11 protein-coding genes and 1 pseudogene are annotated in these 10254 nt (G+C 72.8%); 10 read left to right on the top strand and 2 right to left on the bottom strand.

Going from position 1 to position 10254, the window contains the following annotated elements:
• Positions 1-83: 83 nt before the first annotated feature.
• Both AC5L36_RS44340 and AC5L36_RS44335 read left to right on the top strand, forming a co-directional pair.
• Positions 84-1526 (top strand): hypothetical protein, encoded by a 1443-nt coding sequence (locus tag AC5L36_RS44340; protein ID WP_441224972.1) that lies wholly within the window; start codon positions 84-86, stop codon positions 1524-1526.
• A gap of 106 nt (positions 1527-1632) precedes the next feature.
• Positions 1633-1737, top strand: a pseudogene (locus AC5L36_RS44335) (AbfB domain-containing protein); the annotation flags it as partial.
• Positions 1738-1821: 84 nt separating this feature from the next.
• Here the strand turns inward: AC5L36_RS44335 and AC5L36_RS44330 are convergent.
• Positions 1822-2301: an SRPBCC domain-containing protein gene (locus AC5L36_RS44330; protein WP_441224970.1), complete on the bottom strand. Its 480-nt coding sequence runs from the start codon at positions 2299-2301 to the stop codon at positions 1822-1824.
• The gene (locus AC5L36_RS44325) at positions 2298-2621 is read right to left on the bottom strand and encodes an ArsR/SmtB family transcription factor (RefSeq protein ID WP_441224968.1); all 324 of its coding nucleotides are present in this window, start codon (positions 2619-2621) and stop codon (positions 2298-2300) included. The genes AC5L36_RS44330 and AC5L36_RS44325 overlap by 4 nt, the downstream gene beginning before the upstream one ends.
• Before the next feature lie 56 nt (positions 2622-2677).
• On the opposite strand from AC5L36_RS44325, the gene AC5L36_RS44320 reads away from it, so the two are divergent.
• The 8 genes from AC5L36_RS44320 (at position 2678) to AC5L36_RS44285 (ending at position 10250) form a co-directional block, all read left to right on the top strand.
• A complete protein-coding gene (locus AC5L36_RS44320) occupies positions 2678-3304 on the top strand; it encodes a phosphatase PAP2 family protein (protein WP_441224966.1) in 627 nt (208 codons plus the stop codon).
• A gap of 83 nt (positions 3305-3387) precedes the next feature.
• Complete coding sequence (gene argC / locus AC5L36_RS44315; RefSeq protein ID WP_441224964.1) at positions 3388-4389, top strand: N-acetyl-gamma-glutamyl-phosphate reductase; 1002 nt, start codon at positions 3388-3390, stop codon at positions 4387-4389.
• A 43-nt stretch (positions 4390-4432) separates the two neighbouring features.
• Entirely contained in the window at positions 4433-5584 is a 1152-nt protein-coding gene (gene argJ / locus AC5L36_RS44310; RefSeq protein WP_441224963.1) for a bifunctional glutamate N-acetyltransferase/amino-acid acetyltransferase ArgJ, read from the top strand.
• Positions 5581-6462 carry an acetylglutamate kinase gene (gene argB / locus AC5L36_RS44305; RefSeq protein ID WP_441224961.1) on the top strand — a complete coding sequence of 294 codons (882 nt, stop codon included), beginning with the start codon at positions 5581-5583 and terminating at the stop codon, positions 6460-6462. Before argJ ends, argB begins: the two co-directional genes overlap by 4 nt.
• Entirely contained in the window at positions 6459-7625 is a 1167-nt protein-coding gene (locus AC5L36_RS44300; protein ID WP_441224960.1) for an acetylornithine transaminase, read from the top strand. Before argB ends, AC5L36_RS44300 begins: the two co-directional genes overlap by 4 nt.
• Complete coding sequence (gene argF / locus AC5L36_RS44295; RefSeq protein ID WP_441224958.1) at positions 7622-8542, top strand: ornithine carbamoyltransferase; 921 nt, start codon at positions 7622-7624, stop codon at positions 8540-8542. Before AC5L36_RS44300 ends, argF begins: the two co-directional genes overlap by 4 nt.
• The gene (locus tag AC5L36_RS44290) at positions 8539-9054 is read left to right on the top strand and encodes an arginine repressor (protein ID WP_441224956.1); all 516 of its coding nucleotides are present in this window, start codon (positions 8539-8541) and stop codon (positions 9052-9054) included. Before argF ends, AC5L36_RS44290 begins: the two co-directional genes overlap by 4 nt.
• The gene (locus AC5L36_RS44285) at positions 9051-10250 is read left to right on the top strand and encodes an argininosuccinate synthase (protein WP_441224955.1); all 1200 of its coding nucleotides are present in this window, start codon (positions 9051-9053) and stop codon (positions 10248-10250) included. The genes AC5L36_RS44290 and AC5L36_RS44285 overlap by 4 nt, the downstream gene beginning before the upstream one ends.
• Positions 10251-10254: the final 4 nt, after the last annotated feature.

Raw genomic sequence — 10254 nt, 5'->3', positions numbered from 1 at the left:
GGCTTCGAAGCGACCACCAGCCTGGACACGATGCTCGACGAGGTCGTCCCATGGGTGACCCAGGCCGTACACGACGGCCGGTTGTGACCACGGCCGTCGGCGCCGCGGTGCCCCAGCGGCCGGACGTGGACGGTGCACCCGTCCCCTCCGGCGAGCAGGCACCGCGGCCGCCGGCGGGCTGGCCCGGTCGGCTGCGCGACGCGCTGTTTCCCGAAGCGTCCCCCACCCCGGTAACCCCTCGCCGGATCCTCGTCACCGCCGCGCTCGTCAGCTTCGGCGTCATCTACTCCCTCGGCCGGGTACGCGGTCCGGGCGCCGGCGCGCTCGACACCGTGTGGGCCGAAGACGGCGCCAACTTCCTGCACGACGCGGCCAACATGACGCCGTACGACGCGTTCACCACGCCGCTCAACGGCTACTACCACTTCTTCCCGCGCGTCCTCGCCGAGATCACGACGCTCCTGCCGGTCTCCGCGTGGGCGGCGGCCAACGCCACGCTCGCCGCGCTCTCCACGGTCGGCCTGGCCCTGATCGTGTACGCGGCCAGCGGCGCCCACCTGCGCCACCCAGTGCTCCGCCTGCTCGTCGCCGCGCCGGTCGTGGCGCAGTGGGCCTCCAACGGCGAGATCGTCGACAACGTGGCGACGCTCCAGTTTCCCGCCCTGTACGCGCTCTTCTGGGTGCTGCTCTCCGTGCAGGTGCGCCCGCTCGGGAAGATCGCCGCGCCCGTCTTCGCGCTCGTCGTGGCGTTCTCCACCACCCTGGCGCTGACCCTGCTGCCACTGGCCCTGGTCCGCGCCGTGGTCCGCCGCGACCGCGCGGGCATCCTCATGGTGGTCGCGATGGCGCTCGGCGTCGGTGTGCAGCTGTGGACCTACGTGAGCGGTGAGGCCGAACGCGAGATCATCGGCGTGGTGCCCAACTACGATCCACTGTGGAACCTCCAGCAGTTCGCCGAGATCCAGGTGCCGGTGACCTACCTCGGTGAGGCGTGGATACGCGGCAAGGTCGTGCACACCACCGAGCACAAGGCGCTGATCCTGCTCGCCTGGGGCGTCCTCCTGGCGGCGGTCGCCCTGGCCGTGTGGCGCCGCACCCGCCCGGCGTGGCTGCTGGCCGCGGTCGCCGGGGTGCACGCGCTCGGCCTCTTCGCCGTGCAGGTCGCCCTCCGCGGCGGCGTGCCCGGCCGCTACGTGCTCCCGTCGCTGCTCCTGCTGGTCACCGCCACGGTGGCGCTGCTGATCCCCCGATCCTGGGCCGGCGGCACGTCCTGGCGCGGCCCCGAGGGCTTCGCCTACGTGCCGATCGTCGTGCTGGCCACGCTGCTCACGGTGGTCGCGATCGGCAACTACCGCCACGACCACATCTGGCGCACGACGAGCGTGCCGAGCTGGAGCAAGCAGGTGACCGCCAACACGGCCGCCTGCAAGGCCGACCCGGCGCTCAAGGCCGTGACCTTCCGCTCCGGCCCCGCGAACAAGCGCGCGTGGGGCGCCTTCGCCGTCCCTTGCAGCCGCCTGCGCTGACCGACTCCCGCATAGACAGAGACCAGAGCTACCGCGACGTCCGTCGTGGTCCCGACCGCTGCTCCCGCGGCCTCACCCGTCCGCTGTTGGTCGCGGTCTTTGCCCCGTGCGGGCCGGCCTCGCCGACGGGAGCTGCTACTCGTTCGAGTCGGTCAACTTCCCCGGACAGTTCCTGCGGCACGCCGACTCGCGGGTGCGAAACTCGGTCGACGACGGCAGCGCGCTGCCGCCGGGACGGCACGGTGGTGGGTGGGCGGCGGCCGGGGTCGCGCGGACCCGGAAGAGTGCCAGTCGGTCAGGCGTGCATGGAGTTGCCGGTTTCGAGGAGGGTCTTGAGGTCGCTGAGGACCTCGGCCCAGCCGCCGCCGGCGCCCTCGATGTCGCCGGCCGTCTGCGCCGCCGTCTGGGGCGCGCCGTCCAGCTCGTGTGTCACGGTCAGTGACGAGACGCCGGCGCTGCTCTCGCGGATCTCGTAGGTCAGGCGGGTGGGTGGCTCGTCGAGCCAGGTGGCGCGCCATGTCTGGACGAGCTTGTGTGGCGGGTCGACCTCGATCACCTCGCCCTCGACCGGGATCTCGGGCATGCCGGCCGCCTGGAGCTCCTCGCTCGCCCGTGCGCGGTAGGCGCCGCCGGGGCGCAGGTCGAACTCGGCGAAGCCCTGGTAGCCGTACTTGTTGGTCCACTCGGGCTGGGTGATCGCGTCCCAGATCGCCTGCGGCGTGGCCTTGATGTAGACGCGGTAGACCTGGGTGGTGGTGCTCGTCGTGGTGCTCATGGGGAGTCCCCCTCCAGCTCGCGTTTGAGGTCGAGTAGCGCCGCGGTGCGGTGCTCCGTGTACTTGTCGATCCAGCGGTCGTGGATCTGGCGGATCGGCACCGGGTTGAGGAAGTGCAGCTTTTCCCGGCCCTGGCGGCGCGTGATCACGAGGCCGGCGTCCGCGAGCACCCGCAGGTGCTTCATGACGCCGAAGCGGGTCATCGCCAGCTCCGACTCCAGCTCGGTGAGCGTCCGGCCGTCTCGCGTGAAGAGCAGGTCGAGCAGGAAGCGCCGGGTCGGGTCGGCGAGCGCCTTGAAGACCAGGTCGTCGTCGATCACCACCCAAAGTTACGTGACCAAAAGGTCACATGTCAAGCCGTGCCAGACTTCGATGGATGGAACGCCGCGGGGGATACGGCGAGGTCGTCTGTGCCGCCGCCTTCGCGCTGCTGACCGGGGCGCTCGCCGCCGGCGCGCTGCTCGACCTCGACCTCGCCGTGCGCAACTGGGTCGACGCCCACCGCCCCGAGCCGCTGCGGCTGGCGGCCAAGGCGCTCTACTTCCTCGGCTCGGCCAACCTCATCGCGTCCATCCTGCTCGTCGCGGCCGTGCTGCTCGGCGCCCGCGACCGCACCGTGCGGCCGGTACTCCTCGTGCTGGTCACGGCCGCGGCCAGCTACGTCGTGGTGGTGCCGCTCAAGATCCTGACCGACCGCTCCGCCCCGCACGCGCCCTGGCCCGACGCGGTCCAGCTCTTCACCCACGACGCCGGCTGGTCGTACCCCTCGGGGCACGTGGTGAACACGCTGATCTGGTACCCCGTCCTGGTGGCCCTCGCGCAGCGGGCGCTGCGCCGCCCCCTGCCGGGGCGGCTCCGTCGCGCGCTGCTCGTCGTGCCCGTGGTGACCGTCTTCGTCGCCGTGACCTACCTGGGCTACCACTGGATCACCGACTGCGCCGCGGGCGTGCTGCTGGGCCTCGCCCTGCGCCTGGGTCTGCGCCGCCTGCCGCTGGAGAGCTGACTCACTATTCACTCCGCTGCATGACCTTGCAGGCGTCGACGGCAAGCTGATACCGTGCTCTGCATAGACATGCGGAGGTTGTCATGGGGATCCGGGTTGCGGTGGCGGGGGCGAGTGGCTACGCCGGTGGCGAGCTGCTGCGCCTGATCGCCGGCCATCCGGAGCTCGACCTCGTCGCCGCGACCGCGCACAGCCAGGCGGGCTCGCCGCTCGCCGTGGTGCACCCGCACCTGACCGGCCTCGACATCACGCTCGGTGCCACCGGTCCGGAGGCGCTCGCGGACGCCGACCTGGTCTTCCTCGCGCTCCCGCATGGCGAGTCGGGCGCGCTCGCCGCCGCCCTCCCCAGTGGCGTCAAGGTGGTCGACCTCGGGGCCGACCACCGCCTGCGCGATCCTGACGCGTGGGTGCGCTACTACGGTGGCGAGCACGCCGGCGCCTGGACCTACGGGCTGCCCGAGCTGCCCGGGCAAAGGGGCGAGATCTCGACCGCCACCCGGGTGGCCGCGCCCGGCTGCTACGCCACGACGATCTCGCTGGCGCTCGCCCCGCTGATCACGGCGGGCGCGGTCTCGGCCGACGACGTCGTGGTGGTGGCCGCCTCGGGCACCTCCGGTGCGGGGCGGGGCGCCAAGGCCCACCTGCTCGGCAGCGAGGTGATGGGCGACCTGACGCCCTACAAGGTGGGCCGGCACCAGCACGTTCCGGAGATCAAGCAGGCGACCGGGGCGCGGAGCCTGTCGTTCACGCCGGTGCTCGCGCCGATGCCGCGCGGGATCCTCGCCACCGTAACCGCGACGCCGGCGTCGAAAGGCGACGCGCGCCAGGTGCTCGCCGAGGCGTACGCGGACGCGCCCTTCGTGCACGTGCTGCCCGAGGGGGCCTGGCCGCACACGGCCGCGACGCTCGGGTCCAACGCGTGCCACCTCCAGGCCACGACCGACGTCGACTCCGGCCGGGTGATCGTCAGCAGCGCGCTCGACAACCTCGGCAAGGGCGCCGCCGCCCAGGGCGTGCAGTGCGCCAACCTGATGCTCGGCCTACCCGAGACGATGGGCCTGCCGATGCACGGGGTCGCACCGTGACCGCCCGCGCGACCGACCCGGCCGTGACGAAGCGGGTCGCGCCGTGAGCGTCACCGCGCCCAAGGGCTTCCGGGCCGCGGGTGTCGCCGCCGGGCTCAAGTCGAGCGGGCTCGACGTCGCCCTCGTGGTCAACGACGGGCCGGGGTCGGCCGCCGCCGGCGTCTTCACGGCCAACCGGGTCAAGGCGGCACCGGTGCTTTGGAGCCAGCAGGTGCTCCGCGCCGGCGTGGTCCGGGCCGTCGTGCTCAACTCCGGCGGGGCCAACGCCTGCACCGGGCCGCAGGGCTTCCAGGACACCCACACCACGGCCGAGCACGCCGCCGCGGCCCTCGGCGGCATCGGCGCGGGCGACGTCGCGGTCTGCTCCACCGGGCTGATCGGCGAGCTGCTGCCGATGGACAAGCTGCTCCTCGGTGTCGACGCCGCCGCCGGCGCGCTGGCCTTCGACGGCGGGCCGGCCGCGGCGGAGGCGATCATGACGACCGACACCCGGCCGAAGACGGTCGTGGTGGAGAAGGGCGGCTGGAGCGTCGGCGGCATGGCCAAGGGCGCCGGCATGCTCGCCCCCGGCATGGCCACCATGCTGTGCGTGCTCACCACCGACGCGGTCGCCGGCCCGGAGGTGCTCGACGCGGCGCTGCGGGCGGCCACCCGGGTCTCGTTCGACCGGGTCGACTCCGACGGCTGCATGTCGACGAACGACACCGTGCTGCTCCTGGCCAGCGGCGCCTCCGGCGTCGAGCCGGCGCCGGGGGAGCTGGCCGCCGCGGTCGCCGCGGCCTGCCACGACCTGGCCCAGCAGCTGCTCTCCGACGCCGAGGGCGCCACCAAGGACGTCGCCATCGAGGTGGTCGGCGCGGCCAGCGAGGACGACGCGGTCGAGGTGGGCCGCTCGGTCGCCCGCAACAACCTTGTCAAGACCGCCCTCTTCGGCAACGACCCCAACTGGGGCCGCATCCTCGCCGCGGTCGGCACCACCGCCGCCGCCTTCGAGCCGGACGCGCTCGACGTCGCGGTCAACGGCGTGTGGGTGTGCAAGGGCGGCGCGGCGGCCGATGACCGCTCCACTGTGGACCTCTCCGGCCGGGCGGTGACGATCCGGATCGACCTGCACGCCGGCGCCGACGAGGCCACCATTTGGACCAACGACCTCTCCCACGCGTACGTGCACGAGAACTCGGCCTACTCCACATGACCGACACACTCATCACCGCGCAGGAGAAGGCCGCCACTCTCATCGAGGCGCTGCCGTGGCTGGCCCGCTTCCACGGCGCCACGGTCGTGGTCAAGTACGGCGGCAACGCGATGATCGACCCCGAGCTCAAGAAGGCGTTCGCGGCCGACATGGTCTTCCTGCGGTACGCGGGGCTCAAGCCGGTCGTCGTGCACGGCGGCGGCCCGCAGATCTCGGCGATGCTGGGGCGGCTGGGCATCGCGAGCGAGTTCCGCGGCGGCCTGCGGGTCACCACGCCGGAGGCGATGGACGTCGTGCGGATGGTGCTCGTCGGCCAGGTCGGGCGCGAGCTTGTCGGGCTCGTCAACGAGTACGGCCCGTTCGCCGTCGGACTGTCCGGTGAGGACGCCCGCCTCTTCACCGCCGTGCGGCGTCCGGCCTATGTGGACGGCCAGGCGGTCGACGTGGGGCAGGTGGGCGACGTCGAGCACGTCAACGTCTCCTCGGTCACCGACCTCATCGCCGCCGGCCGCATCCCGGTCATCTCCTCCGTCGCGCCGGACGCCGACGGCGTGCTGCACAACCTCAACGCCGACACCGCCGCCTCCGCCCTCGCCGTGGCGCTCGGCGCGCGCAAGCTGGTCGTGCTCACCGACGTGGCCGGCCTCTACACCGACTGGCCGGACACGACGAGCCTGGTCCGACAGATCACCACGACCGACCTCGCCGCGCTGCTGCCGCGGCTGGAGTCCGGCATGGTGCCGAAGATGGAGGCCTGCCTGCGGGCGGTGCGGGGTGGCGTGCCGGCCGCCCACGTCGTCGACGGGCGGATGGCCCACTCCATCCTGCTGGAAGTCTTCACCTCGGAAGGTTTCGGAACGATGGTGATCCCCTCATGACGAGTCTCGTCGACCGCTGGTCACAGTCCATGATGGACAACTACGGCACGCCGCCGCTGGCGCTGGTGCGCGGCGAGGGCGCCGTGGTGTGGGACGAGACAGGTCGCTCCTACGTGGACCTGCTCGGCGGCATCGCGGTCAACGTGCTCGGCCACGCCCACCCGGCCGTCGTGGCCGCCGTCTCCAAGCAGATCGGCACGCTCGGCCACGTCTCCAACCTCTTCGTCGCCGAGCCGCCGGTGGCCCTGGCCGAGCTGCTGCTGGCCCTCGCCGGGCGGCAGGGCCGGGTGTTCTTCGGCAACTCCGGCGCGGAGGCGGTCGAGGCGGCGTTCAAGCTCTCCCGGCTGACCGGGCGCACCGGCGCGGTCGCCACCAAGGGCGGCTTCCACGGCCGCACGATGGGCAGCCTCGCGCTGACCGGGCAGCCGGCCAAGGCCGACCCGTTCCGCCCGCTGCCCGGCGACGTCACCCACGTGCCGTACGGCGACGTGGCCGCCCTCGACGCCGCCGTCACCACCGACACCGCGCTGGTGATCCTCGAGCCGATCCAGGGCGAGGGCGGCGTCGTGGTGCCCCCGGCCGGCTACCTCGCCGCGGCCCGCGAGATCACCGCGGCCCGGGGCGCGCTGCTGGCGCTCGACGAGGTGCAGACCGGCGTCGGGCGCACCGGGCACTGGTTCGCCCACCAGGCCGAGGGCATCGAGCCCGACGTCGTCACGCTCGCCAAGGGGCTCGGGGGAGGGCTGCCGATCGGCGCCTGCCTGGCGTTCGGCGGCGCGGCAGACCTGTTCGGGCCGGGCAGCCACGGCAGTACGTTCGGCGGCAACCCGATCAGCTGCGCCGCCGCGCTCGCGGTCATCTCGACGATCGCCAACGAGGGCCTGCTCGACCACGTCAAGCGGGTGGGGGAGCGGATCCGGCGGGGTGTGGAGGCGCTCGGCCACCCACTGGTGCGCGAGGTGCGCGGTGCCGGCCTGCTCCTCGGCGTGGTGCTCAACGCGCCCGCCTCCGGCGCCGTCGCCGGCGTGCTGCGCGACCACGGCTTCCTGACCAACCCGGTGCAGGCCGACGTCATCCGGCTCGCGCCGCCGCTGATCCTCACCGCCGACCAGGTCGACGCGTTCCTCGCCGCCCTGCCGACCGCACTGGACGCGGCGTCATGACGCGCCATTTCCTTCGGGATGACGACCTCACGCCGGCCGAGCAGTCCACCGTGCTCGACCTGGCCGCCGCGATGAAGGCGGACCGCTTCGCCTACACCCCGCTCGCCGGTCCGAAGTCGGTGGCGGTGCTCTTCGACAAGCAGAGCCTGCGCACCCGCTTCTCGTTCGACGTCGGCATCGCGGACCTGGGCGGCAACCCGATCGTCGTCGACACGCAGGGCACGCACTTCGGCCGGGGCGAGACGCTCGGCGACGCCGCGAAGGTGCTCTCCCGGTACGTCTCCGCGATCGTCATGCGCACGTTCGGCGACGACCGGATCGCCGAGGTCGCGGCCGGCGCCACCGTGCCCGTGGTCAACGCGCTCACCGACGGCTTCCACCCTTGCCAGCTCCTCGCCGACCTGCTCACCGTCCGGGAGCGGTGCGGTGGCACGGCCGGCCGCACGCTCGCGTACGTCGGCGACGCCGCTAACAACATGGCCCACTCGTACCTGCTCGCCGGGGCCACCGCCGGCATGCACGTGCGGGTCGCCGGCCCACCAGGGCACGACCCGTCACCCGTGGTCGTCGCGCGGGCCGACGAGATCGCCGCGTGGACCGGCGGCTCGACCCAGGTGCTGCGCGACCCGCGGGAGGCGGTCGACGGCGCTGACGTGGTGGCCACCGACACGTGGACCTCGATGGGGCAGGAGGCGGACGGCCGCGACCGGCGTACCCCCTTCTGGCCGTACCAGATCAACAAGGACCTCCTCGCGGCGGCCGCGCCCGGCGCGGTCGTGCTGCACTGCCTGCCCGCGCACCGCGGCGAGGAGATCACCGACGACGTGCTCGACGGCGCGCAGAGCGCCGTCTTCGACCAGGCCGAAAACCGCCTGCACGCCCAGAAAGCGCTCCTGACATGGTTGCTGGACCAATGACCGGCCCGGGCACACGCACCGCGCGCCACGCGCGGATCGTCGACCTCATCCGGGAACGCGGCGTGCGCTCGCAGACCGAGCTTGCCGAGCTGCTCGGCGCGGACGGCGTGCAGGTCACCCAGGCCACGCTCTCCCGCGACCTGGAGGAGCTGGGCGCGTACAAGGTGCGCGGCGGCGACGGCGGCCCCGGCGTCTACGTGATCCCGGAGGACGGGCTGCCCCGTCCCCGCCCGGCCGAGCAGGCGCCGGCCCGCCTCGTGCGGCTGCTGCGCGAGCTGCTCACCGGCACCGACGCGAGCGGCAACCTGGCCGTGCTGCGCACCCCGCCGGGTGCCGCGCAGTTTCTGGCCAGCGCGCTCGACCGGGCCGGCCTGCCGGAGGTCGTCGGCACGATCGCCGGTGACGACACCATCTTCGTGGTGGCCCGCGAGCCACTGACCGGCGCTGACCTCGCCGAAAAGCTGAGCGCCTGGGCTGGGCGCGACGAGAACAACCAAGGAGATCACTCATGACTGAGCGCGTCGTTCTGGCGTACTCCGGCGGCCTGGACACGTCGGTCGCCATCCCGTACTTGGCGGACAAGGTGGGCGCCGAGGTGATCGCGGTGGCGGTCGACCTCGGGCAGGGCGGCGAGGACATGGCCGTCATCCGCCAGCGCGCGCTCGACTGCGGCGCCGTCGAGTCCGAGGTCATCGACGCGAAGGACGAGTTCGCCGCCGAGTACTGCCTGCCGGCGGTGAAGTCCAACGCGCTCTACATGGACCGCTACCCGCTGCTCTCGTCGCTCAGCCGCCCGCTGATCGTCAAGCACCTCGTCGAGGCCGCGAAGCGGCACGGCGGCACGGTCGTCTCGCACGGCTGCACCGGCAAGGGCAACGACCAGGTGCGGTTCGAGGTCGGCATCGGCGCGCTCGCGCCCGACCTGAAGATCGTCGCGCCGGCCCGCGACTTCGCGTGGACGCGGGACAAGGCCATCGCCCTCGCCGAGGAGAAGGGCCTGCCGATCGACGTCAGCCACAAGTCGCCGTACTCGATCGACCAGAACCTGTGGGGCCGCGCGGTCGAGACCGGCTTCCTCGAGGACATCTGGAACGCGCCGATCGAGGACCTGTACGAGTACACCGCCGACCCGGCCGAGCCGCGCGACGCCGACGAGGTCGTGATCACGTTCGAGGCGGGCGTGCCGGTGGCGATCGACGGCGAGACCGTCACGCCGTTCCAGGCCATCGCCGAGCTCAACCGGCGGGCCGGGGCACAGGGCGTCGGCCGGCTCGACATGGTCGAGGACCGGCTCGTCGGCATCAAGAGCCGCGAGGTGTACGAGGCGCCCGGCGCGATCGCGCTGATCACCGCCCACCAGGAGCTGGAGGCGGTGACCGTCGAGCGCGACGTGGCCCGGTTCAAGAAGGGCGTCGACCAGCGGTGGGCCGAGCTCGTCTACGACGGCCTGTGGTTCTCGCCGCTCAAGTACGCGCTCGACGCGTTCGTGGCCGACACCCAGAAGTACGTCTCCGGCGACATCCGGCTGACGCTGCACGGCGGCCGCGCGGTGGTCACCGGCCGGCGCTCCGAGGCCAGCCTGTACGACTTCAACCTCGCCACCTACGACACGGGCGACACGTTCGACCAGTCGCTGGCCAAGGGCTTCGTGCAGCTGTGGGGCCTGCCAAGCCGGATCGCGGCGGCTCGGGACGCCCGGCTACGGTAGCTGG

The sequence above is a fragment of the Phytohabitans sp. LZ39 genome (assembly GCF_059359075.1).
The sequence above is the reverse complement of the archived record's forward strand: the minus strand, read 5'-3'. Positions and strand labels throughout refer to the sequence as shown.

Bases quoted from the DNA above. Each gene is read 5' to 3' on its own strand.
- AC5L36_RS44330 (WP_441224970.1), bottom strand. From the start codon at position 2,301: ATGAGCACCACGACGAGCACCACCACCCAGGTCTACCGCGTCTACATC.
- AC5L36_RS44320 (WP_441224966.1), top strand. From the start codon at position 2,678: ATGGAACGCCGCGGGGGATACGGCGAGGTCGTCTGTGCCGCCGCCTTC.
- argC (WP_441224964.1), top strand. From the start codon at position 3,388: ATGGGGATCCGGGTTGCGGTGGCGGGGGCGAGTGGCTACGCCGGTGGC.
- argB (WP_441224961.1), top strand. From the start codon at position 5,581: ATGACCGACACACTCATCACCGCGCAGGAGAAGGCCGCCACTCTCATC.
- AC5L36_RS44300 (WP_441224960.1), top strand. From the start codon at position 6,459: ATGACGAGTCTCGTCGACCGCTGGTCACAGTCCATGATGGACAACTAC.
- argF (WP_441224958.1), top strand. From the start codon at position 7,622: ATGACGCGCCATTTCCTTCGGGATGACGACCTCACGCCGGCCGAGCAG.
- AC5L36_RS44290 (WP_441224956.1), top strand. From the start codon at position 8,539: ATGACCGGCCCGGGCACACGCACCGCGCGCCACGCGCGGATCGTCGAC.
- AC5L36_RS44285 (WP_441224955.1), top strand. From the start codon at position 9,051: ATGACTGAGCGCGTCGTTCTGGCGTACTCCGGCGGCCTGGACACGTCG.